The 24779-nt window shown below is 34.2% G+C and carries 16 protein-coding genes; 6 read left to right on the top strand and 10 right to left on the bottom strand.

Annotated features, from left to right (window positions below; all coding sequences use genetic code 11):
• Window positions 1-143: 143 nt before the first annotated feature.
• Window positions 144-2252, bottom strand: coding sequence for an ATP-dependent DNA helicase RecG (gene recG, locus E1J38_RS08835; RefSeq protein ID WP_133356699.1), 2109 nt, complete (start codon window positions 2250-2252; stop codon window positions 144-146).
• A 69-nt stretch (window positions 2253-2321) separates the two neighbouring features.
• On the opposite strand from recG, the gene E1J38_RS08840 reads away from it, so the two are divergent.
• Window positions 2322-4346 carry a M1 family metallopeptidase gene (locus tag E1J38_RS08840; RefSeq protein WP_133356698.1) on the top strand — a complete coding sequence of 675 codons (2025 nt, stop codon included), beginning with the start codon at window positions 2322-2324 and terminating at the stop codon, window positions 4344-4346.
• 120 nt (window positions 4347-4466) lie between these two features.
• Here the strand turns inward: E1J38_RS08840 and E1J38_RS08845 are convergent, their stop codons facing one another.
• Together E1J38_RS08845 and E1J38_RS08850 are read right to left on the bottom strand one after the other, a co-directional pair.
• The gene (locus E1J38_RS08845; RefSeq protein WP_133356697.1) at window positions 4467-5468 is read right to left on the bottom strand and encodes a PorP/SprF family type IX secretion system membrane protein; all 1002 of its coding nucleotides are present in this window, start codon (window positions 5466-5468) and stop codon (window positions 4467-4469) included.
• A 5-nt stretch (window positions 5469-5473) separates the two neighbouring features.
• Window positions 5474-11590 (bottom strand): PKD domain-containing protein, encoded by a 6117-nt coding sequence (locus tag E1J38_RS08850; protein ID WP_133356696.1) that lies wholly within the window; start codon window positions 11588-11590, stop codon window positions 5474-5476.
• 182 nt (window positions 11591-11772) lie between these two features.
• On the opposite strand from E1J38_RS08850, the gene E1J38_RS08855 reads away from it, so the two are divergent.
• A complete protein-coding gene (locus E1J38_RS08855) occupies window positions 11773-12690 on the top strand; it encodes a patatin-like phospholipase family protein (protein ID WP_133356695.1) in 918 nt (305 codons plus the stop codon).
• A 4-nt stretch (window positions 12691-12694) separates the two neighbouring features.
• On the opposite strand, the gene E1J38_RS08860 is transcribed toward E1J38_RS08855, so the two are convergent.
• Window positions 12695-13216 (bottom strand): DUF7935 family protein, encoded by a 522-nt coding sequence (locus tag E1J38_RS08860; protein WP_133356694.1) that lies wholly within the window; start codon window positions 13214-13216, stop codon window positions 12695-12697.
• Between the two features lie 4 nt (window positions 13217-13220).
• Window positions 13221-14792 (bottom strand): FMN-binding glutamate synthase family protein, encoded by a 1572-nt coding sequence (locus E1J38_RS08865; RefSeq protein WP_133356693.1) that lies wholly within the window; start codon window positions 14790-14792, stop codon window positions 13221-13223.
• A gap of 200 nt (window positions 14793-14992) precedes the next feature.
• Here E1J38_RS08865 and E1J38_RS08870 point away from each other — a divergent pair, with 200 nt between their 5' ends.
• Together E1J38_RS08870 and E1J38_RS08875 are read left to right on the top strand one after the other, a co-directional pair.
• Window positions 14993-17338, top strand: a complete 2346-nt coding sequence (locus E1J38_RS08870) for an ATP-dependent helicase (protein ID WP_133356692.1) — start codon at window positions 14993-14995, stop codon at window positions 17336-17338.
• Window positions 17339-17356: 18 nt separating this feature from the next.
• On the top strand, window positions 17357-18025 hold the full coding sequence (locus E1J38_RS08875) for a hypothetical protein (protein ID WP_133356691.1): 669 nt from the start codon (window positions 17357-17359) through the stop codon (window positions 18023-18025).
• Between the two features lie 89 nt (window positions 18026-18114).
• Here the strand turns inward: E1J38_RS08875 and E1J38_RS08880 are convergent, their stop codons facing one another.
• Window positions 18115-18981, bottom strand: coding sequence for an alpha/beta hydrolase (locus tag E1J38_RS08880; RefSeq protein WP_133356690.1), 867 nt, complete (start codon window positions 18979-18981; stop codon window positions 18115-18117).
• Between the two features lie 46 nt (window positions 18982-19027).
• On the opposite strand from E1J38_RS08880, the gene E1J38_RS08885 reads away from it, so the two are divergent.
• Window positions 19028-19648, top strand: coding sequence for an L-threonylcarbamoyladenylate synthase (locus tag E1J38_RS08885; protein WP_133356689.1), 621 nt, complete (start codon window positions 19028-19030; stop codon window positions 19646-19648).
• 100 nt (window positions 19649-19748) lie between these two features.
• On the opposite strand, the gene E1J38_RS08890 is transcribed toward E1J38_RS08885, so the two are convergent.
• The 3 genes from E1J38_RS08890 to E1J38_RS08900 form a co-directional block, all read right to left on the bottom strand.
• A complete protein-coding gene (locus E1J38_RS08890; RefSeq protein WP_133356688.1) occupies window positions 19749-20585 on the bottom strand; it encodes an OmpA/MotB family protein in 837 nt (278 codons plus the stop codon).
• Window positions 20586-20694: 109 nt separating this feature from the next.
• Window positions 20695-21684, bottom strand: coding sequence for a glycosyltransferase family 2 protein (locus E1J38_RS08895; protein WP_133356687.1), 990 nt, complete (start codon window positions 21682-21684; stop codon window positions 20695-20697).
• The gene (locus E1J38_RS08900; protein ID WP_133356686.1) at window positions 21685-22128 is read right to left on the bottom strand and encodes a type I restriction enzyme HsdR N-terminal domain-containing protein; all 444 of its coding nucleotides are present in this window, start codon (window positions 22126-22128) and stop codon (window positions 21685-21687) included. It lies immediately after the preceding gene.
• Between the two features lie 124 nt (window positions 22129-22252).
• Between E1J38_RS08900 and holA the strand changes: the two genes are divergently transcribed.
• Entirely contained in the window at window positions 22253-23257 is a 1005-nt protein-coding gene (gene holA / locus E1J38_RS08905) for a DNA polymerase III subunit delta (RefSeq protein WP_133356685.1), read from the top strand.
• Window positions 23258-23261: 4 nt separating this feature from the next.
• On the opposite strand, the gene E1J38_RS08910 is transcribed toward holA, so the two are convergent.
• Window positions 23262-24755 carry a YfcC family protein gene (locus tag E1J38_RS08910; protein ID WP_133356684.1) on the bottom strand — a complete coding sequence of 498 codons (1494 nt, stop codon included), beginning with the start codon at window positions 24753-24755 and terminating at the stop codon, window positions 23262-23264.
• Window positions 24756-24779 lie beyond the last annotated feature (24 nt).

The raw sequence follows: 24779 nt of genomic DNA on the forward strand, positions 1-24779 counted from the left end.
TTAACATAGCTGCATAATTCTTTAACAAAATTCTAACGTATATGCATTTGTTAGTGTTTAACTTGTGTAATGAAATACAACATTAATCAAACTACAAACAGTTACGTTCAGAGTCCAATCATAAATTTTGATTGGGCTTTTTTTTAACTAATATAGTTCCAGATGTTTTTGTATTTTGAAAGGGCTTTATAAGTATTTAGAATGCTTTGGTTTTCTGTTTTAGAAAGGGTTGAATCTGCTTTTAAAACTTTTTTGGTGTAATATCTAGCTTGCTGCAGAACATCTTTGTCTTTTACTATGTCTGCTATCCTAAGATTTAAAACACCACTTTGTTGGGTGCCCATAATATCACCAGGGCCCCGAAGTTTTAAATCTGCTTCTGCTATCTCAAAACCATCATTAGTTTTAACCATAGTTTCCAAACGAGTTTTACTGTCGTTTGTTAATTTATGACCTGTCATTAAAATACAATAGCTTTGTTCAGCACCCCGTCCCACACGGCCACGTAATTGATGTAATTGTGATAAACCAAAACGTTCAGCGCTTTCTATTATCATTACAGAAGCATTTGGCACATTAACTCCAACCTCAATAACGGTTGTGGCAACCATGATTTGCGTTTCGCCTTTAATAAAGCGTTGCATTTCGTAATCTTTATCTGCGGGCTTCATCTTACCATGAACAATGGAGATTTGGTATTCTGGCATAGGAAAGTCTCTTGAAATACTTTCATAACCGTCCAACAAGTCTTTGTAATCCATGGTTTCACTTTCCTTGATTAGTGGATACACAATATAAATCTGTCTTCCTTTTTTTATTTCATCTTTTATAAATCGAAACACATTAAGGCGGTTTTTATCATAACGGTGAACGGTTTTAATCAATTTTCTACCAGGGGGTAATTCATCAATGATGGAGATATCTAAATCACCATAGACAGACATGGCTAGCGTGCGTGGTATAGGGGTGGCGGTCATGACTAGAATGTGAGGAGGGCTTTGAGAGCTTTTATGCCACAATTTACTTCTTTGAGCAACACCAAACCGATGTTGTTCGTCAATAATGGCAAGTCCTAAATTTTTGAATTTCACCTTATCTTCAAGCAAGGCATGAGTGCCGATGAGTATCTGTAAATTGCCACTCTCTAAAGATTTGTAAATTTCTTTCCTAATTGAAGCTTTAGTTGATCCTGTTAGTATTTCTATACTGATATTCAGTTTTTTACACCATTCATATAAACCGTTGTAGTGTTGAACTGACAAAATTTCAGTCGGAGCCATCAAACAAGTCTGAAACCCATTGTCAAGCGCCATTAACATTGACATAAACGCTACTATAGTCTTTCCAGAACCTACATCGCCCTGTAAAAGACGATTCATTTGCGCATGACTTCCTAAATCATATCTAATTTCTTTTAAAACACGTTTCTGAGCATTGGTTAAATTAAAGGGTAAATGCTCATTAAAAAAGGTGTTAAAATAATTACCAACTGTATCAAACGTATGTCCTTTAATTTTAGATTTATGAATTAAGTTTTTCAAAATTAATTGCAATTGGATATAAAATAACTCTTCAAATTTCAATCTAAATTGGGCTTTTGAGAGTAGCTCTTGATTTTTAGGAAAATGAATGTTTAGAAGTGCTTCACTTTTAGATATCAATTTTAATTCTGAAAGTAAAAAAGGTGATAGTGTTTCAGAGAAATTTCCTTTAGTCTCTAAAAAGAGTTGTTGCACAATTTTACTAACCACACGGTTGCTTATGCCTTTATTTGATAGTTTTTCAGTAGAGGGATAAATAGGTTGGATTCCAGAGCTTAAACTTTTTTTATGCTCATCGGTGGTTTCAATATCGGGGTGCGGCATGCTAAATTTGCCATTAAACCAATTGGTTTTTCCAAAAATGACGTAAAGTGTATTGAGTTTTAAACTTTCCCTAATCCACTTTTGGCCTCTAAACCAAACCAATTCCATAGTTCCTGTGTCATCTTGAAACGTGGCAACCAAGCGTTTACCACGTTTTTGAGCTACTTCTTTAAAACCAGTTATTTTACCAACTACCTGTATTTCGGCATTACTCTGTTGAATTTGATTGATTTTGTAATAGCGCGTGCGATCTATATAACGATTGGGAAATAGATTTAATAAATCTTGGTAGGTATGAATATTTAGCTCTTTCCGAAGTAAATCGGCTCTGTTTGGGCCAACACCTTTTAAGTAGTCTATGGGCGTTTGTAAAAAAGCGGTATTCATGAAACTAAAATAATTCTTTTGAGATAATTACAAATGGCATTTTGGACTAAAGTTTGCTATATTCACCTTATGAAATTTAGACTATTCATTTTATTGGTTCTTGCAGTTAACTTTTGTTTTCCGCAACAAACGCATTATGTGGATTTTAAAAGGGCTAAAGTCAGTAAATTAATGGTTGATACTGATAGTAAAGGGATTGGTGGTAATATGGTCTATGAGTTAGAAATTTTAAAAGATATTGACTCTATTTATTTGGACGCTCAAAATATTGAATTAAAAGAAATTCAACTGTTAGAAGCTAGACCGCACGTACATGTTGAATATGCCAATTTAAAATATTTAAACAACTCAAAACAGATTATAGTTTATAATAAATTCAAAAAAGGACAAGTTTTTGAGTTGCATTTGAATTATTCTGCTTTACCAAAAAAAGCGCTTTACTTTATCGATTGGGATTATGAAAACGGTAATAAGCAAATTTGGACTCAAGGCCAAGGCAAATACACCAGCAATTGGTTGCCTAGTATTGATGATATGAACGATAAGATAGAGTTTGATTTGTCAATAAGATTTGATAAAGATTATGAAGTAATCGCCAATGGCAACTTAACAAATAAACAATTCAACGATTCCACAATCACTTGGCATTACGATATGCAAAAACCTATGTCTAGTTATTTGGTGGCTTTAGCTATTGGGAAATATGATAAAAAGGTTGAATACTCTAAAAGCGGCATTCCTTTAGAAATGTACTATTACCCAGAGGATTCACTAAAACTGGAGCCTACATATCGTTACACCAAACAAATGTTCGATTTTCTGGAAGAAGAAATCGGTGTACCTTATCCATGGCAAAACTATAAAATGGTGCCTGTTAAGGACTTTTTATATGCTGGAATGGAAAACACTACCTTAAATCTTTATTCCGATAGTTTTGTGGTTGACTCCATTGCTTTTGTTGATAAGAATTTTGTAAACATTAATGCGCATGAACTAGCGCATCAATGGTTTGGTGATTTGGTTACTGAAGTTTCAGGAACACACCATTGGTTACAAGAAGGTTTTGCAACCTATTATGCTTTATTGGCCGAAAAAGATGTCTTTGGAGAAGATTATTACTATTGGAGATTGTATGAATACGCTCAAGAATTGTTAGAGCAAGATAAGGCAGGACAAAGCACTTCTTTGTTAAATCCAAAATCTAGTAGCACAACCTTTTATAAAAAAGGTGCGTGGGTCTTGCACATGCTAAGAAATAATGTAGGCGATAAAGCATTTAGAGAGGCGGTTAAAAACTATTTAATAAAACATCAATTTAAAAATGTAGAGACTGATGATTTTATAAGTGAAGTAGAGAAGGCTAGTGGACAACATTTGGATGACTTTGTAGCGGTTTGGCTGAAAGATGATAGTTTTAATTATTCTAAATGTTATGATGTGTTAAAAAAAGAATCAAGAGTTATTTCTAATTTAGATGCATTAGAAAACGAATTACTTTTTTCATCACATGCACCAGATGTTACAATAAATCGCTTTTATGATATAGCCAAATATTTTGAAATAAAAAGACTTATTTTTTCTAAAAATTTGATGAAATTAGTTGAAGGTTATAGTATATATAAAAAAGGTTTCAACTCAAAAGACCTCAAAGTACGTCAAGCCATTGCTCAAAATTTAACAGACATACCTTTGAACTTGAAAGCTGATTACGAATCCCTCTTAAACGATAAATCCTATATAACTATTGAAGCCGCCTTGTTTAATTTATGGCGAAATTTTCCAAAGGATAGAGAAAAATACCTTAACCAGACTAAGGGGGTTGTTGGTTTTAGCGATAAAAATGTAGAGATGCTTTGGTTGACTTTAGCTTTGATAACCGAAGATTATGAGGTAGAAAGTAAGAAACAATATTTTAATGAGTTAGTAGATTATACAGCTTCAAAATATGGGTTTGAAGTCCGTCAAAATGCTTTTCAATATTTAAATCAAATACAAGCGTGTAATGATATTTGTAAAGAGAATTTAATACAAGCTAGCAATCATCATAATTGGCGGTTTAAAAAGTTTGCGAAGTCGCTTTTAGAGAGGTTATAAAGCCGCAGACTTGTCATTTTCAATTTATTTCTGAATCTACATCACATAGAAAATAATTTTACAAGTCCTTGAAACAAGACTTCGACTGCGCTCAGTCTAACAGTACAGGGTGACAAAAGGTTATTTCCGTCGTTCGTTATTTGTAGGGCTTCTACATATTAAACAGTCTGCCAAATAAGTAATAGATAGTTCGTAAACACCATCAGTTCTACCAATTCCAGATGTGTTAAAATCGTAAGAAAACCCAAAGCGTAAACGTTCAAACTCCAATCCTGCAAATGCATTTATAGATGTTAATAAATGACTGTTATTGCTGTTTTTAGCAGGGTTTGTAACTGCTGTTGCTCCTAAAAATAGTTTTTCCAATTTTAACATAGAGGTAAGATCTAACCTATTATATGCGCCTTGCTGCATATAATTGGCAGAAAACATAATGTCATTATAATCATAATAAGGAAACTTGTAACTGGCATGTATGGAGTAAAATATATCTAATGGGGTATGGCCATTTTCAACAAAAGAAATATTAGGTGTATTTAAGTGTTTTATAACTGCGCCTAGCCATAAATCTGTATCATTATTAGTGTTTTTTTTGTCGAATACGAATCCTGCTGTGAAATCGAAAAAAGTAATGTTTCTATTGGCGTTAAGAGCAAATACATCTGTAGAAACAGGATTTATAGTGCCACTATTAATATTTATTTGATCTGATAATAATATATTTCTAAAATTAAACGATTTTGTACCAAACCCAATTTCTAAAGCAGGTCTAAAATACCAATCATTAGATAGTCTTACATGGTAAGCATAGTTTATATTGCCTTGTAAATGGTTGTATTTTGTATTACTTTCATGCTGATTTAGTATGCTAAACCCCAAACCGCCTACATGTTCTACCCAAGTATTAAAAAAAACGTAATCGGTATTTACGCGCAAATCCAAATTTGGCCATTGGGTTCTGTGAATAAGTCCAAAGTAGGATGCGTTTTCAAAACCAGAAAACGCAGGATTTAAAGTCTCTGGAACTTGAAAATACTGTGAAAATATTGGGTCTTGAGCAGCTCCTTTAATACTAAAGAAACAACTAAAGATAGCAATAGAAATATATAATTTTATCTTCATTAGTTTTATTTAATTAATACAAAAGCGCCTTTAGATGTAATGGTTTCACCGTAAAAGGTATCTCCCGAAAAAGTATAGTAATAGTTGCCGTTCTCTGCATTAGTATCCTTAATTTGCCCATTCCAACCTTTTAAACTGTCTCCTTTTTCAGAATGAATTAAACTGCCCCAAGTGTCATAAATGTTAAACTCTAAGTTGTTTAATGCAAGGACAGAAGGCATAAAATTATCGTTAAGAGTATCATCATTTGGAGTGAATGCATTTGGGATAATAATTTTATAACCCAATTCTACATTAACTATAATTGTTTGTGTGTAAACACAATCAAATGGATAAATTACAGTTTGTGTTACGGTATAAGTGCCCACAGTGTTGTAGATATGCTTAGGATTCTCTTCTTGTGAAAAAGTGCCATCACCAAAATCCCAAGAAACACTTACATAATCACCATAAGAGGTGTTTGTAAATTGAATAGGATCTTGAATGGAATAAAATCCGTAGGTATCATACATTTGTGAATTGATATTAAAATTGGCGTCTCCTAATTCAGGAATGTCTACATTATAGGAAATGCTTGATGTACAGCCAACGCTGTCAGTAACTTCAAGAAGCACAAGACCACTAATTGATGTTTCCATAACTTCATTATTTGCTCCGCTAATAGTTCCGCTAGACCACAAAATTTGGTATGGGGGAACACCTCCACTAGGTTGTGCTACAAAAGATTGGTTAACGACTCTGGTTTCGCAATTTAAATCTGTAACAACATCTACATCAATTTCTATAGGAACGAATCTATTAATAATGAACTCACCAGAGACCTCACACCCATTAGCATCTATAACATTTACGGTGTAATTCCCTGGTGGGATATTGTTTAAATCTTCGGAAGCAGCTCCATTGGACCAATAATAGCTTAAAGGCAGAGTGCCGCCTGTAACTATCAAATTAATATTACCGCTGTTGGCATCATCGCAATCTAAGGCATCTTGTGAATTGCCAGAAAGCATCAATTCAGTAGGTTCTGTGATTTCAAAAGTTTCAATTATTTCACAGGGTTGTCCATCGGTTATTGTAACTGTATAAGTGCCTGGACCAATATTGTTGCGTTCTACTCCAGCTGTTGGGTCGTCGTCCCATACCAAGTTTACAGGATCAATACCACCTTCGAGGTTTAGAACAATTCTTGCATCATTTGCTCCGAAACAAGATACGTGTTCTACTTGAGGTGTAATTCTAAATAAAGGTGCATCATCAATTACAATAGTTGCCTGTTTAACACAATTTGTATTATCGGTTACGGTAATAACATAAGTGCCTGGGGAAAGGTTAGTTTGTGTCATTCCAGATCCAAAGTTGCTCCAACTAACCGAGTATGGCGCATTGCCTCCAGAAATATTATTTATGGTTATAGAAGCATTGTTGTTTCCATAGCATTCAATTTCTGTTGCTGTGTAATCGATAATAATTTCATCTGTTTGGTTGAGTATAACTTCTAAGGTGTCTGTACAATTAGATCTATCTGTTACTGTAAGGGTGTAAGTTCCAGCGATTAATCCTGTTAGATTCTGGTTGGTACTTGTAAAACCATTAGGTCCTGTCCAATTATAATTATAATCAAAAACACCAGAGCTTATTTCAAAAAGGCGTCCACCAGTTACCGACACATTAATTTCTCCAGTGGCATCTCCAAAGCAAATAACATCTAATTGGTTTACTAGACTAATATCTAACTCATCAGGTTCTACAATTAAAAAGTTTTGAATAATGGGAGGGCAATTGTTGGCGTCTGTTACTGTAACCTCATAATCTCCAGATCCAAGGTTTGAGATGTCTTCTGAAGTATTATATGCAAGTCCGTCTCTTGTCCAGCTATATTGATAAGGAGGTGTACCGCCTGAAATATCGATACCGATAGATCCATCGTTAGCACCAAAACAAGAAATGGTTTCAGGATCAAAATCAACTGAATTGAATATTAATTCATCTGGTTCTGTAATAGTGAATGCCTGTGTAAAAGGGCAGCCGCCATCATCAATTAGTGTTAACGAATAATTTCCAGGAGCTAAATTAAAAATGTCTTCATCTGAACTTGTATAGCCATTAGGACCATTCCAAGTAATTTGGTATGGGGTTCCTGTGGTAAAAGGAACACCTCCAGATATTTCAATTTCAATAGATCCATTATTTCCAAGATAACAAGTACTATTTGCTACACTTTGTGTAATACTAATTGAAGGATTAACGGTTATTATAACTTCAAAATCTAACCCAGTACAAATACCAGAAACGGGGGTTACGGTATAGGTAACCGTAGCTGGATTTGTAGTTGTGTTGGTTAAAGTTTGACTAATAGTTGCTTGAGGAACGGTTTCTTGTGAAGCACCTGTAATAGTACCCGAAGGATTAACTACTGGATTAGTCCATGTGTAAGTGGTGCCTGCAGGGGTATTGTCGCCCCCTGAATTATCTGGTATAATATTGAATGGGTTTCCGCTACAAATAATATCCGATTTATCACTAATGCCTGGTGTATCATCAACTGTATTTTCGGAAACTAATGATGTTATTTGAGTACATCCCCCAGACGAAAACGTAATAATAGCATAATAATACACGGTTCCAACGGTTGCAGATGGCGGCGTGTAATTTGGATTAGTTGCTCCAGAAATTGCAGTTCCAGAGGTGTTGTCGTTTATAGTATTACTATACCACTGGTATGTTGGGGTGCCTACACCATCACTATATGAAACAGTTAGTGTGTTAAAAGTATTTCCAAAGCAAATAGTTTCAGAAATAGGCTGGCTGGTAAAGTTTGGAGCTGGATTAACAATAAGTTCAGAAACATTACTTATTACACTACAGCCTGGGTCTGGTTGTGTAACCACAATATAATAATAAAATGTACCAACAGTATTTGTTGGTGGTGTAAATGTGCTGTTTGTTGTTCCAGAAATTGGCGTACCACCTACATTACTATTTACCGTATTACTGTACCACTGATAGCTATATGTGCTACCTATGCCACCAGATGGAATAACTTCTAAATCTTGAGGTGTAGTTCCTTGACACAATTCTTGAGAAACAATGGGTTGTGTGCTAATGGTAGGGTCGTTAACTACGATAACTTCGGAAACTTCACTAGTAACAACCCCACAACCACTACCGTTTATAGAAATTTCAACATAAAAATAATAGTTTCCAGGGACAGAAAAAGCAGGAGGTGTGTAACTAATAGATGTTGCTCCAGAAATGGCTGTACCTCCCATATTAGAACTAGTAGTATTTGAATACCACTGATAACTAACAGTGCCTGTGCCGCCAGAATGTATAGCATTTAAAGAGGTGTTAACAATTCCGTCTACACAAATATTTTGAGTTGAAATGGGTTCACCATCTATTTGTATACCACTAACAATTTCTATTTGAGCAACATTTGATACAATTTCATTACAACCAGCACCTGAAGTAAAAGATGCAATAACATAATAATAGGTAACACCAACAGGACTATTTAGAGGTGTAAAAGTAGCATTTGTTTCTCCCGAAATAGCTGTTCCGCTACTATTATCGTTTACTGTATTACGATACCACTGATAAGTTGGAGTGCCAGGTCCATTTACAGATACCGAAAGCGGGGTAATAGTGCCACCATCACAAATTGACTCTGATAATGGATGATTAATAAATTCTGGAGCTGGGTCAACTGTAATTACTAAATTTACGGGTGTTCCAGAACAGTTGCCAACAGTAGGTGTGATTACAAAAGTAACGTCTTCTGATGTTGTGTTAGAATTAAATATGGTTTGAATAGGAATTGTATCGGTATTTCCACTAGTGGTATATCCTGAAACTCCCGCTGGTGCCGTAGCTGTCCACGTATAGGTAGTGCCGCTAAGCGTTGATGTTAAATTAACTTCGTCTGTTTCGGTTCCAGAGCATATAGTTTGAGTTAAATTGGTATTAGTAATAACTGGAATTTCATGTATAGTAAAATCTTCAGTATCGGTAGTGGTGCCACAACTTGTAGTAACACTAAAAGTGACTTGATAATCTCCCGGGGTATTATAAGTTATTGTTCCAGGATCTAATGTGTTAGTAGATGCGGGTGAGCCCCCAGGAAAACTCCAATTATAAGTTACAATTTCTGTATTCGGCGCGCAATTATCTACAGTTGAAGTTGGTACAAATGTGGCGCTACCACAAAAATCTGCAATAGGATTTATAGCTACAGAAGGTGGCTGTTTAACTTCTATAATTTCTGAAGCCATACTTGACCCACATGAGTTTGTTGTGGTTAAGGTTAATGTGTAAGTCCCTGCTGTAACAAAGTCGATTGAAGGCGCAGCAGAGATTTCATCTGTTCCATTAGTGAAGTTCCAAACTTCTGGTATTGTTCCACAGAATCCACTTGTATAACTAACTTCCCATAGGTAGGTTTCGTCTCCACAACTTTCACTTAAGTCTGTAGTATTGGTGGTTTGAACGCTAAGTGTAGAGCATCCGTTATTAGAGTCTAGGGTGAAACTAGCGGTTAGTTCTGGTTCTATACAAATATCTTTTGTTACGGTTTCGGTAGTTCCACAAAAATTTTGAGCATATAATGAAACGGTATATGTTCCAGATGCTGTGTAGGTATGCTGTGGATCCCTTAAAGTAGATGTGTTCCCGTCTCCAAAATCCCAAAAGAAACCTTCATCTGTATTACAATTTTGATTATACCCCTGTACAGTAGTATTATCAAACTGAATAGCAATATTTTGGCAACCATTATCTGGAGTATCAAACGAAACTTCGGGTTGTTTAAGAATAATGATTGGGCCAGCAGTTAAATTTGAAGCGCCACAAGAAGTTATAATATCTAAGTATACAGTGTAACTGCTATTAGGGCAATTAGATTCTGTGTAAGTATGTGGTATTGGGAAATTTTGAGAGCTACTAGGGTCTGAAGCGTTATAATATACTGAGCTCTCAAGATCTGCCTGCGTATAAGTTTCTACAGTTCCATCTCCATAATTAACAAAATAAAAGGTGTCTGGAGGATTGCTTCCCCAAGAACCTATAGCAAATTCTATTGGAGCTACAGGTATGCATAAATTAACTGTATTTCCTGGGTTAACAATAGCTCCTGTAGGGTTGCTTGAATTTTTAATTAAATAGGTGACTGTGTTGTCGCAATCTGTACCTAGTCCCGTAATTTCCATATTAAAAGAACCTAATTGGGAATAGGTATGTGTGGCAGGAAATGTAACACCAGTTTCAATAGGACTGCCATCGCCCCAATCTATATTATAACTAGAAATACAAGATGTTGAACTAGATTCGTTACCAACAGTAACAGTATACGATGGATCTGTTGTGTTGTTTCCACAGTTATCAAATTGGGCAGTGAAATTTTGTCTCGCAGTAACGTCATAGAAAGATAAATTTGGTTTTTGTCTAACCGAAACTTGCTTAGTTACAGAGTTAGAACATCCATAATCATCTGTAACAGTAAGTACAACGCTGTATAATTGTGTGGCGCAACCAAGCGATTCAAAGACATGCGAAGGGTTTGAGCTCGAAGAGGTTTCTCCATCACCAAAATTCCAACTATAAGTATATGGGCCATTGCCAGTAATGTTAGACGTAAAATTTACGCTAGTATCAGAACAAGCTCCATTATTGGTAAATGTGAAATCAACACTTGGTTCGCTAACAACTACTGTAGCGGTGCCATTTTCAGTAGAGGTTTCATTGTCATCATCTATAACAGAAACGAGTTTATAAACAAACTCGCCAACAGTATTAGTACTAACCGATATACTAACGGAATTATTATTCCCTACAGTAGATATTGTTTGATTTGCACCATTGTTTATTGTATATGTAAATGTATAAGGCGCATTTCCTCCCGAGCCTGTAAAAGTAATTTCAGGGTTAGGAGAACTATTAATACATACTTGGGTATTTCCAGACACAGAAGCTGAGGGGGGTAACTCTAATCGAGACTCAATATTTTTAACAATTAAATATTGACTTTTATTAATCTTTGAACTATGGGAATTTAATAAGTCTAAACTTAAAAACGATGCAATTATTAAAAACGAGAATAATGCAACAAGAAAAAATTTCTTCAGCATAAATAAAAAATGGGTTAATAGCGAAACTAAAATATAGATTCTTTTTTAGTTCACCCAATTTAATATATATTAACATGAGTTTTACCCTTAAAATACCCATTATTGGGTATTTTGTAAAAGTTTCTAACTTAAATACTAATCACTAAATTAGTATTTAGTTTTATAATAATTAATTTTTAAAAATGAAAGCATTAGTTATATCTGGAGGTGGTAGTAAAGGGGCTTATGCCGGTGGTGTAGCCCAATATCTCATTGAAGAAGACGGTAGAGATTACGATATGTTTTTAGGAACTTCAACAGGGAGTTTGTTAGTGCCCCACCTAGCCGCTGGAAGGATTGACAAGTTACATGATATATACACAAGCGTCAATCAAAATGATATTTTTAGTGTCAATCCATTTGTTATAAGAAAAAAGGGAAAGCGCGAATTTGTTTCTATAGATTTCATAAACACGCTTTGGCAATTTATAAAAATGAAGCGAACTTTTGGAGAAAGTAAAAATTTACGAAAGTTAATTAGAAAACGCTTTACAGAAGAAGAATTTGCACTTATAAAAGAAACTAAAGATGATGTGGTAATAACGGTATCTAACCTATCAAAAAATAGAGTAGAGTATAAGTCTATTAATGATTATAATTATGATGAATTTTGCGAGTGGGTATGGATTTCGTGCAATTTCATTCCGTTTATGTCTTTGGTTAAAAAAAATGGACATGAATACGGTGATGGAGGCTTAGGATGCATTGTTCCTATTAGAGAGGCTATATTAAGAGGCGCTACTGTAGTAGACGCTATTGTACTAAAATCTGAATCTATGGATCAAAACAAAGTATTAGGTAAAAACCCTTTTTCTTTAATGGTAAGTTTATTTGGGCATGTTCTGGACAGATTAGAGCGCAATGATGTGACCATAGGAAAACTAGCAGCTAAAACCAACAATGTACAACTCAATTTATTTTACACACCGTCAAAACTTACAGAGAATTCTTTAATTTTTAACAAAAAGTTAATGACAGCCTGGTGGCAACAAGGATTTGAATATGCGAAGAAAAAATGTGGAGAAGCCAGTTCTAATGAACTTAGATTAGAAGACAAATAAATTGTTACCACAAATCAGATACTTCTTCTTTAATGAAAGATAAAGCAGCATCACTGGGGGCTTTCCGTTCCATCATTTCAGTTAAGATAACTTCACGCAATTTATTGGCTGTATCTGTTTTTTCTAATAAGCTAGCCTTTCTTATAAGTTGAATGGTAGCATTTTTTGCAGCTGTAATAATATTCCAGCACCTATCACTAATATAAATTTGTTGAGTAAGATTATGTTCAAATTCTTGTTCTATACTTTGAATAAGTAATGATTCATACATTTCTTTGTCTGGAGAATTTGGTACAACTCTAATGAGTAATTTAGAAGGCGTAATGCGTTCAAGAAATAAGGCCATGCGCTCATAAGCTTGCAAACGCAAAGGAAGTGAATTTGCTTGTAAATCTTTTCTCAAAAGAAAGCGTCTTCTACCATCTTCGTTTTTGGTATGTTCTCTGAAAAAATAATAAGCAATAACTCCCGTGATTATGGCAGGAAGTGTGTATAAAAATAGGTCAATAATTCTGGAGACATCCATAGTTTTACTGGGTTTGGGTATTGTATTTACCTCCCAAATATACGCAATCTTTTAAATCCTGCATACCTGAAAAGGGAACCGCTTTCTTTTCATACATGTAGGTTTTGTTTAGCTCTTTTGAAAGGTTATGATCATCAACATTCATTTCAATATCTTCCATTTTAAATTGACAAGGATGCTCATATCCTGCCGCATGAGTGATTTCTAAAAATTCTTTTCTAAAGGTATTAAAATATTGCGCTAGTCTAACTGATTTTAAAGTTGGGTCTATACCGTTTTGCAACCATTTACTTTGCGTGGCAACACCACTAGGACAGCGATTGGTATGACACACTTGAGCCTGTATACAGCCAATACTTAACATAGCTTCTCGTGCAACATTAATACAATCAACACCCATAGCAAAAGCCATAGCAGCCTTTGCTGGAAACCCCAATTTACCACTTCCAACAAACACAATACGCTCTGTTAATCCTTTACTTTTAAATAGTTTATATAAATCACTAAAGCCATAAACCCAAGGTAAAGACACATGGTCTGCAAAACTAGGTGGTGCTGCACCCGTACCACCTTCGCCACCATCAACTGTAATAAAATCTGGGCCTTTGTTAGTCTTTTTCATTATTGATGCTAGTTCTTCCCATTGATCTAATTTTCCAATAGCAGCTTTAATACCTACAGGTAAACCAGTGGCTTGGGCAATGTCTTCAATGAAATTCATCATTTCAGGAACATTTGAAAAAGCAGAGTGATTTGGAGGTGATAATACATCCTTTCCTACTTCAACTCCTCGTATTTTTGCTATTTCTTTTGAGATTTTTTTCCCAGGCAGTACACCTCCTTTTCCTGGTTTTGCACCTTGCGATAATTTAATTTCAATAGCTTTTATAAATGGATTGTCTTGTACAAGTTTCACCATTTTTTCCATAGAAAAATTACCGTTTTCATCTCTCACACCAAAATAACCAGTACCAAAATGAAAAATTACATCACCACCGTTGCTATGGTAAGGAGATAAACCGCCCTCTCCTGTGTTATGGTATGCATTAGCCAAATAAACACCTTTATTTAAAGATTCCACAGCTTTAGCAGATAATGAGCCAAAGCTCATAGCAGATACATTTATTATGGATGCTGGCCTGTATGGCTTTTTACGTTTGTTGTAAATCCCCATGACTTTTGCACAAGGGAGAAAAGCTTTGTCAAAAGCATTTGGGTGCTGTTTTTCAATTGTAAACGGCATCATAGCATTATTTATAAAAATATGTTGGTGCTCATAAATATCTCTATCTGTGCCAAAACCTTCGTAATTATTTTCTTTTTTAGCCGAGGCGTAGATCCAACTACGCTCAATACGGTTAAATGGTAATTCTTCTCTATTATTGGCAACAAAATATTGACGCATTTCAGGACCAAATTTTTCTAGCATATATCTTAAATGTCCCACAACAGGGTAATTATGACTGATTGTGTGTGCTTTTTGAAAAAAAATATCTCTAATAGCCACAAGAGCTAAAGCTATTAAAACCCAACCCCACCATGGTGTGTTTGAGAGCATATTTATAAATGAATCCATAGGTTAATAATGTATTTGGGTTTAAATATATTTAAAATTTTAGAGACGCATGAATTGTTTATAATTATTAATAAATAGCACCTGTTAAACCACAAACAATAGTTATTTTAGTTTCCCGTTTTAACGGGAATGATAGTATCAAAGGAAGCCCAGATATAAGCATCTGGGAAATTCTTTTTTGAATTAAAAATGAAGAGGATTTGGAAAAGTACTTAAGTCAATTAAATGAAGCCCAATTAGAGCCTACTACCCAAATAGATGGTCCTATGATTGTTATTGCAGGTGCGGGCTCTGGAAAAACACGCGTACTCACTTACAGGATTGCATATATGATGAGTAAGGGAATAGATGCCTTTAACATTCTAGCATTAACGTTTACCAATAAGGCGGCGCGGGAAATGAAAGAACGTATTGCTAGTATTGTTGGCAATAGCGAAGCAAAGAATTTATGGATGGGCACGTTTCACTCAGTGTTTGCAAGAATATTACGTTCTGAAGCAGAAAAGTTAGGATACCCAAGTAATTTTACTATTTATGACACACAAGATTCTGATAGATTAATTGCTTCTATTATTAAGGAAATGAACCTTGATAAGGATATTTATAAATATAAACAGATTCGTTCCAGAATCTCCTCATATAAAAATAGCTTGATTACGGTTAGAGCTTATTTTCAAAATCCAGAATTAATTGAAGCCGATGCTACGGCTCGTAGACCACGTATGGGAGATATTTACAAAACGTATGTAGACCGCTGTTTTAAAGCTGGTGCTATGGATTTTGACGATTTATTACTAAAAACAAATGAGCTTTTAACACGATTTCCAGAAGTCTTGGCTAAATATCAAAACCGCTTTAAATATATTTTGGTTGATGAGTATCAGGATACCAACCATTCTCAGTATTTAATTGTGAGGGCTTTGTCTGATAAGTTTCAGAATATTTGTGTTGTAGGTGATGATGCGCAAAGTATTTATGCTTTTAGAGGTGCCAACATAAATAATATCCTAAATTTCCAAAAGGATTATGATGACGTAAAAGTATTTAGGCTTGAACAGAATTATCGTTCTACTAAAAACATTGTAAATGCTGCTAATTCGGTTATTGATAAAAACCAGACAAAGCTTGATAAGATAGTTTGGACGGCCAATGAAGAGGGTGGAAAAATAAAAGTGCATCGTTCTCTAACCGATGCAGATGAAGGACGTTATGTTGCCAGTACCATTTTTGAAAATAAAATGAATGAGCAATTACAAAATAGTGATTTTGCAATTTTATACCGTACCAACGCACAATCGCGCTCAATAGAGGATGCGTTGCGCAAACGCGATATCCCTTACAGAATTTATGGTGGTTTATCATTCTATCAGCGTAAGGAAATTAAAGATGTATTGTCTTATTTACGATTGGTTATTAATCCAAAAGACGAAGAAGCCCTGAAACGTGTGATTAATTTTCCACCAAGAGGCATAGGTCAAACCACGGTAGATAAGTTAATTGTTGCTGCAAATGGATATAATCGTTCCATTTTTGAGGTAATGAAAAATATTGATAAGACCGATATTAAAATAAATTCTGGAACCAGAACTAAACTTCAAAATTTTGTAACACTCATTGAGAGCTATCAGGTAATGAATCAAACGACTGATGTTTTTGAGTTGGCAGAACATGTTACAAGAAGTAGTGGGTTGATACGAGAATTCAATAAAGATGGAACACCAGAGGGGGTTACCAGAATGGAAAATATTGAGGAGCTCCTTAATGGTATGAAAGACTTTGTTGAAGGCCAAAAAGAATTGGCAGATGCTACAGGGTCTTTAGCGGAATTTCTAGAAGATGTGGCTTTGGCAACCGATTTAGATAATGATAAAGGTGACACCAATAGAGTAGCGCTAATGACTATTCATTTAGCTAAAGGCTTAGAGTTTCCTTATGTTTATATTGTTGGACTGGAAGAGGACTTATTTCCAAGTGCTATGAGTATGAACACACGTAGTGAATTGGAGGAGGAGCGTAGATTATTTTATGTAGCGCTTACTCGTGCTGAAAAACAGGCTTATTTAACATATGCGTTGTCGCGTTATCGTTGGGGTAAGTTAATTGACTCAGAGCCAAGTAGATTTATTGAGGAGATAGACGACCAATATTTAGATATTTTAACACCACCAGAAGAACGTCGGTTCAACCCTATGTTAGATGCCGATATTTTTGGTGATGTAGAGCCCAATAAGATTAGATTTAAACCTGCCAAACAACCAAGTTTTAAAAAGGGAGTTTCTAAAAAAGACCCCGTTAAATTTCAGATAACAACACCTAAAAACCTCAAACCTGTTTCAAAACCTAATAGTTCTGATGAAGGTAGAGACACCAACTTGTTTGATAGTGAATTAGTAGTTGGTAATATGGTAAAACACTTGCGTTTTGGAACTGGGGAAGTTATAAAAATAGAGGGTAATGGAGCCGATATGAAAGCCGAAATTAAATTTGATACGGGGGGTGTTAAGAAATTGTTGTTAAGATTTGCTAAATTAGAAGTGGTTGGGTGATTAAAAAATTATTTAGTTATGAAGTATTTTATTTTAATCTTTTCTTTTGTAACCTCTCTAAGTTTATATGCCCAAAGGCCAGATGGAGGAGGCGGTTTTCAAAGAGGGAATCAGGGTGATAGACCAATACAAGGTGGCGAGCCTCAAGGACAAAGACTGGGTAAATTTGATCCTTACAAATCAGCAGGTATAGTATATCTTGATGTTGAAACTGTTATAAAAAAACTTAAAATCAAAAATGATAAAGAGCTAAAGCAGAACGTTGAAGCGGTTATTTTAGATTACAATAAAAGATTAAAGGAAATTAGTTTAGAGAACAAAACTAATTTTGATACACTTAATGTATACATGAACAACACCTTAAAGTTATTAATGCTAAATGGTGAAGACTCAAATAAAATGCAAGAAGTAAGAGCGTCTGTTAGAGATAAAATAAAGCCTGTGAGACAAATGGTGATGGAAGAAGAAAGACATCTAAATAAGTCGGTTACAAGTCTATTAGATGAAAAGCAACTAAAGCGTTGGAAAAACTACATTAAGGAATTTAAAACTAGCTCAAGACCTCAGAGAAATGGAGGACAAAGACCAAATGGAAATACTCAAGGTAATTTTCAAAGGGGATTAAATCAACAAGGTTATGGCTCTCAAGGTGGACAAGGATTTAGTGGAGGAGGTAGACAAAGGTAATTGTTACAATAGTTTACCTAACATCAATCTATTAACAGAAGTCGAGCAGGATTTTAAAATGTATTTTACAGGAATATTTATAAATAAGCCTACAAATTATTAATTAAGAAAACTTTAAGTTTAGTCCAAGTATCTAAGAGGTTTAAACCAGTCCAACCATGACCTTCATTTGAGTATAATGTAAATTGGTGATTTACATTTAATGCTATAAGTCTGTCTCTTAAATTGGTTCCTTGACTTGTAGGAACCAGTGGGTCTTGCCCTCCATAAAATAAAATTGTGGAAGGAGCATTTGGAGTCACTTGGTGAAAGGGGCTTATTTCTTCTAAAAAAGCTATAGTTGGATTTGGTTCAAAAGCATCAATAAGTGGTTGCAATTCAGGGTTAGAATTATTTAAATAAACAGGGTCTGTAAAGTTGGTTGGTCCTACAATACTACAAACCATGTTTACATTGGAATTGATGTCAAAAGCATAACTCCAGAGTAGTGATAAATGACCACCTGCACTAACACCAATAAATCCAATTTTATCTGAAATACTATATCTTTCTTTGTTGCTTTTTAAGAAATTCACAACGTTTGTAATATCATCAATTTGCATTGGATATGGAGGGTTATTGCTATCTGCCAGTCTGTAATTAATATTAACGATGGCAATATTTGGAATTTCCAATTGAATTAAGTCTTTCAAATAATTCATAGAGCTTTTATCTCCCGACGTCCATCCACCACCATGAACTAATATAACGGTTTTAGTATTTGAATTTCTGTTGGCAGGTAAATACAAATCAATGGTTTGATTAGCACTACTTCCATATAAAATATCTAATTTTTCATAAACTTCAGAAGTATCTAAACTATCGGTAGTATTACTTAAATCTACACTTTCTGTGGAGCAACTTAAAAAGGTTGCTAGAATCAAAATATTTAAGATGATAAATCTCAGCAATTTCATAAAAAAATAATAGTTACTTTGTAAACGCTATTGCAATGTAAATATTATGGCCGAGTTTTTAAAGATATATGAAGAAAACCCCAACCCCAAAGCGGTTGAAAAAGTAGTATCGGTTCTTAAAAGAGGGGGGTTGATTATATATCCAACAGATACAGTTTATGGCTTAGGGTGTGATATTACAAATGTACGAGCTTTAGAGCGTGTAGCGCAAATTAAAGGCATTAAGCTGGAAAAGGCCAACTTCTCTTTTGTTTGCCATGACTTAAGTAATTTAAGTGATTATGTGAAACAAATTGACACTTCGGTTTTTAAGATTTTAAAAAGAGCGCTTCCTGGGCCCTACACCTTTGTGCTTCCTGGGTCTCGCACACTACCCAATGCTTTTAAAAAGAAAAAGACCGTGGGTATTCGTGTTCCAAACAACACTATTGCCACAGCTATAGTTAAACATTTAGGTAATCCAATTATTTCTACTTCTATTTATGATGAAGACGAAGTAATTGAATACACTACAGACCCTGAGCTTATATATGAGAAATGGAGTCATTTAGTTGATTTGGTTATTGATGGTGGTTATGGTGATAACGAACCTTCAACTGTTATAGATTTATCTGGTGATGAACCTTTAATTGTTAGGGAGGGGAAAGGCAGTGTGGATATATTTTAGATACTACACAGTGGTATTAATTTAATAATGCTTGCAACAAAAGGACATAAAAAAGCCCAACTTTAAAGTTGGGCCTTTTAAATATTTTATAGAGTGTTTCTTAGTTGCCACCAGCAGAAAGTGTTTTCATTTCTTTCTCAATCATGTCATAAAACTGATCTATTTTCGGTAACACTACAACACGTGTGCGTCTGTTTTTTGCTCTGTTTTCAGCAGTATCATTATCAACTAAAGGAACAAATTCTGCTCTACCAGCAGCTATAAGTTGCTCAGGTTTAACACCTAAGTCTAATAATACTCTAATAATTGAAGTAGAACGCTTAACACTTAAATCCCAGTTATCTAACAATGGCTCTTTTCTGTAAGATACATTATCTGTGTGTCCTTCAATCATAGCTTCAAAATTTGGTTTGCTATTGATAACTTTAGCTACTTTTGCAAGTACATCTTTGGCTTGTGAAGTAACAGTATAACTACCACTCTTAAATAATAATTTGTCTGCAATGGAGATAAAAACAACACCTTTTTCTACACTAACTTCAATATCTGGATCATTGATACCTACTTCGCGTTTTAAACTAGTTACTAACGCTAAAGTAACGCTATCCTTTTTATTTATGGCATCTTGTAAACGCGTAATTTTTAGGTCTTTTTCTTGAAGGCTTTCAAGAGTTTTTTCTATACTACTAGCACTTTTAGAAGATATGATTTGTAAATTGTCAATTTGATTGTTTAGTCTATCTACTTGACTTTCTAGTGCTTTTGCCTTAGCTGTTGAGGATGCTCTTTCTTCTAAACAAGAGTTCAATTTTACGGTTGCAGAATTTAATAAATCTTGAGTTTCTTTTTGTTTTTCCTGCAGCGCGGTATATTCTTTTTTAGAAACGCATGAGCTTAAAATTATTAATGATAAGCTAAATAATAAGATTTTTTTCATAATGGTTTTTAAGAAAATTATATGGATTAATATATTTAGTTGACACTTCTGCAAAAGTATAGAAAAAACTACTTATATCGAAGTTGTTAACAAAACTTTTACGAAGTATTTATAAACTTTGGTAATACTTCTTTTTATTTACGAAATAATCTATAACTATGGATTTTCTTTGGTAATATTTAAACTTTATTTTTTGAGTTTTTCGCTTTTTTAGCATTTGTTTTAAATTACTGTAAAAGCTAAAATGAGCTTTTAAAATGGCTAAGGTGAGCCTTGGCTGAAGTTCTAGTAAAAATTTAATACCCGCAATACCATCTAAAATGAGTCTAATAAAAATGATTGGGAATAAAGGTCCTTTGGCATTTTTGGTTAAAGCAAACAAACTATTTCTAAAATTAAGAAACGTTTTTTGGGGACTGGTATTTTTTAATGTAGCTCCGCCAATATGGTATACTTTAGAGGTACCAATATAACAAACATTAAGGCCTAAATTTTTGGCACGCCAGCAAAGGTCAATTTCTTCCATATGGGCAAAAAAGGTTTTATCAAAGCCATTTAAATTTTTAAATGTCTTTTTTCTAATAAAAAGACAAGCACCAGAAGCCCAAAAAATATCTGCAATATCATCAAATTGACCAGAGTCTTTTTCAATGGTATTAAAAATTCTACCACGGCAATAGGGGTAGCCGTATTTGTCAATAAAACCCCCAGCAGCTCCTGCATATTCAAAATAATCCTTTTGTTTGAAATCTAAGATTTTAGGTTGGATTATAACGGTTTTATTATTATTATTAAAACCTTCAATTATTGGTTGCAGCCAATTTTCTGTAACTTCAATATCGCTATTTAATAAGCAGAAAATATCTTCTTCTAGATTTTTTAACGCATCATTATAGCCCTTAGTGAAACCACCATTTTCTTTATTTTGAATAATTTGAATTGATGGATAAAGAGACTTAACAAAGTGAACAGAATCATCTGTAGAGGCATTATCTGCCACATACACAGTAGCTTCTTTAGAGTACTCTACAACCGAAGGTAAAAATTGCTCTAATAGTGCCCTCCCGTTCCAGTTTAATATGACTACAGCTATTTTCACTTAATTATAATCAGGAATATCTTTTAAAAAAACATAACGTTCATTCTTAAAGTCCATTTGGCAATAATAATGATTTAATCCGTTTGTTACCATTAAATAACTGGCATTGAGTGCCAAATTATATCTAGCAATTTGGTCGAAGGTATCCTGGTTAATCTCAATATTTGGTGCCTTACATTCTACAATTAAATGAATACTGCCATTTGGATTAAATATTACAATGTCATATCGTTTCTTCAAATCATTCACAATGAGTTCTTTTTCAATGTTAATCAATGATTTTGGATATTTTTTTTCATCAATTAGGTATTGTATACAGTGTTGTCTCACCCATTCTTCGGGCTGCAAAACCACAAACTTTTTACGAATACTATCAAAAATAGAAACTTTATTTTCGTTACTTTTGAATCGAAACGAATATATAGGGAAATTTAATTTTTGCACTACACAAATTTAGAATTATAATGTCATTTGGAGTTATTTTTGTTAGAAATATTATCTGTGAGTTCTCAAAATTTGATTCAAAAAAATTCTAATAGAACTAACTTAACCCAGAAAAACTAGACCTTTGGACGAAGTCAAACAGCTTGTAACTGATATTAAAAACCGTAATCTAAAACCCATTTATTTTTTAATGGGAGAAGAGCCTTATTACATTGATAAGATTTCAGATTTTATTGAAGATAATGTGTTGACTGAGGAAGAACGCGGATTTAATCAAATGGTTTTGTATGGACGCGATGTATCAGTTGAAGACATCGTGGGTAATGCTAAACGTTTTCCTATGATGGCGGAGTATCAGGTAGTAATAATTAAAGAAGCCCAAGACCTTTCACGTACCATAGAAAAACTGGCTTCTTATGCTGAAAACCCACAACCCACAACAGTTTTAGTAGTTAACTACAAGTATAAAAAAATAGATAAACGTAAAGCACTTTACAAGGCCATAAAGAAAACAGGTGTTGTATACGAAAGCAAAAAGCTTTATGAAAACCAGGTAGCTGACTGGATTAGACGTGTTTTGTCGCCAAAGGGTTATTCTATTACACCTAAAGCTGCTCAGATGTTAGTGGAGTTTTTAGGAACCGATTTGAGTAAAATCAATAACGAGTTAGAAAAACTGCAAATAATTTTACCAAAAGACTCTCAAATTACTCCGGAACACATCGAGGAAAATATTGGAATTAGTAAAGATTTTAATAATTTTGAATTACGTAAGGCTATAGGAGAGCGCAATGCCATTAAGGCCTACAGAATAGTCAATTACTTTGCTGACAACCCCAAGGACAATCCAATGGTGGTCACCGTTTCGTTACTATTTAATTTCTTTTCACAATTGCTTCATTTTCATGGCTTGAATGATAAATCACCAAGAAATGTAGCGTCGGCTTTAAAAGTAAATCCTTATTTTGTTAATGAATATATTACTGCTGCCAGAAATTACCCTATGAAAAAAGTGAGTACGGTTGTGGCTACTTTAAGAACCTTTGATGTAAAAAGCAAAGGCGTTGGTGCCAACGCAGTGTCTCAAGGAGATTTATTAAGAGAACTACTTTCTATTATTTTAAATTAAACCTCTATAAATAAACCGAAAGAGTTAATACAAGCATAGTAAAAATAAGGAGTATAATTACTAGTGGCATTACAAACTTTAACCATTTATTATAACCTACTTTTACTATAGCTAATGAAGCTAGAATTAAACCAGTAGGGTTTATAAAAGCGAATAATCCCATACCATATTGGTAAGCGTTTACAACATACTCTCTGCCTATGCCAATACCATCGGCTAGGGGAGACATAATGGGCATGGTTAAAACGGCCATTCCAGAGGATGATGGAATAAAAAAAGACAACCCCCCATAAATATATAACATAGCATTTATGAAGACACCCTTATTCATATCGTTAGTAGCAGTACTCGCATAATACAGCATGGTATCACTTATTTGACCATCATCCATAAGCACAGAAACACCTCTGGCAATACCAATAATAATAGCAACACCCAACAAATCTCCAGCGCCTTTTACAAAGATTTCAACAAAAGTATATTCTTTAATTTGACCAATAACACCAATAACAATGGCCCCAACAAAAAAGACAGCTGTCATTTCTTCAAACCACCATTCAAACATAGATACACCAATGACCATCACAATAAAGCATAAAGCAAATACGGTTAAAATTAAAACTGTTTTAGCTGTAAGTTTTTCATTTGAATTAATCTTGCTTTTAAATTGATTTTCTATAGCTTCTTTTTGGTCAAATATCACAGATTTTGAGGGGTCGTTTTTTACACGTTTGGCATAAACAAGAATATAGATAACACAAATGAGCAACCCAATTATCCACATAATTATTCTGGTAGTTAATCCAGTTGTCCAATTAATTCCCGCAGCATCTGATGCAATTATGGCACTAAACGGATTTACCGTAGAGCACATAGTGCCAATAGATGAGCCAATATAAATACAAGCAAGGGCTACCATGGCATCATATTTAGCAGCCAAAAAAATAGGAATTAAAATTGGGTAGAAAGCAATGGTCTCTTCGGCTAACCCAAAAGTAGTGCCTCCTAATGCAATAAGCGTGGTAACCATTATAATTAAAATAAACTCTTTACCCTTTAAAGTTATTGCTAGCCATGATATACCTACATCAAAAGCTCCAGTATAGTTCATGATTCCTATTAAACCACCGATAAAAAGTACTAGAAAAATAATATCTGCAGCTTCAATAATGCCTTTTATTGGTGATTTGATTAATGCTGAAATCCCTTGGGGTGTTGCTTCAACTTTTTTGAATGTGTCTGGAATACTAATAGGTTTCCAAATGTCTCCATTTGTGAATTTTTCCAATGGAATTTTAATATTAAGATTGTTTAAAGTTTCTTGGGTTGCATCTAAGGTTTGGGTATTTTTAAAACTGGTCCTTATAAAAGAATCTTCAGTTTTGTTGTAGGTTATGGTGTCATATTTTCCCGAAGGTACAATCCAAGTTAAAATTGCAGTAAGGGCCGCAATGATTAAAAGAATAGTTTGAGCGGTTGGAAATTTTATTTTTTTCAACTGAAAATATTTTTAATTCCCCCG

Source organism: Seonamhaeicola sediminis, from assembly GCF_004358095.2.
GTDB classification, from domain to species: domain Bacteria; phylum Bacteroidota; class Bacteroidia; order Flavobacteriales; family Flavobacteriaceae; genus Seonamhaeicola; species Seonamhaeicola sediminis.

Coding starts and splice junctions, on each gene's coding strand:
- E1J38_RS08890 (WP_133356688.1), bottom strand. CDS start 20,585: ATGAAAAAAATCTTATTATTTAGCTTATCATTAATAATTTTAAGCTCA.
- E1J38_RS08860 (WP_133356694.1), bottom strand. CDS start 13,216: ATGGATGTCTCCAGAATTATTGACCTATTTTTATACACACTTCCTGCC.
- recG (WP_133356699.1), bottom strand. CDS start 2,252: ATGAATACCGCTTTTTTACAAACGCCCATAGACTACTTAAAAGGTGTT.
- E1J38_RS08880 (WP_133356690.1), bottom strand. CDS start 18,981: ATGAAATTGCTGAGATTTATCATCTTAAATATTTTGATTCTAGCAACC.
- E1J38_RS08850 (WP_133356696.1), bottom strand. CDS start 11,590: ATGCTGAAGAAATTTTTTCTTGTTGCATTATTCTCGTTTTTAATAATT.
- E1J38_RS08885 (WP_133356689.1), top strand. CDS start 19,028: ATGGCCGAGTTTTTAAAGATATATGAAGAAAACCCCAACCCCAAAGCG.
- E1J38_RS08855 (WP_133356695.1), top strand. CDS start 11,773: ATGAAAGCATTAGTTATATCTGGAGGTGGTAGTAAAGGGGCTTATGCC.
- E1J38_RS08840 (WP_133356698.1), top strand. CDS start 2,322: ATGAAATTTAGACTATTCATTTTATTGGTTCTTGCAGTTAACTTTTGT.
- E1J38_RS08845 (WP_133356697.1), bottom strand. CDS start 5,468: ATGAAGATAAAATTATATATTTCTATTGCTATCTTTAGTTGTTTCTTT.
- E1J38_RS08875 (WP_133356691.1), top strand. CDS start 17,357: ATGAAGTATTTTATTTTAATCTTTTCTTTTGTAACCTCTCTAAGTTTA.
- E1J38_RS08865 (WP_133356693.1), bottom strand. CDS start 14,792: ATGGATTCATTTATAAATATGCTCTCAAACACACCATGGTGGGGTTGG.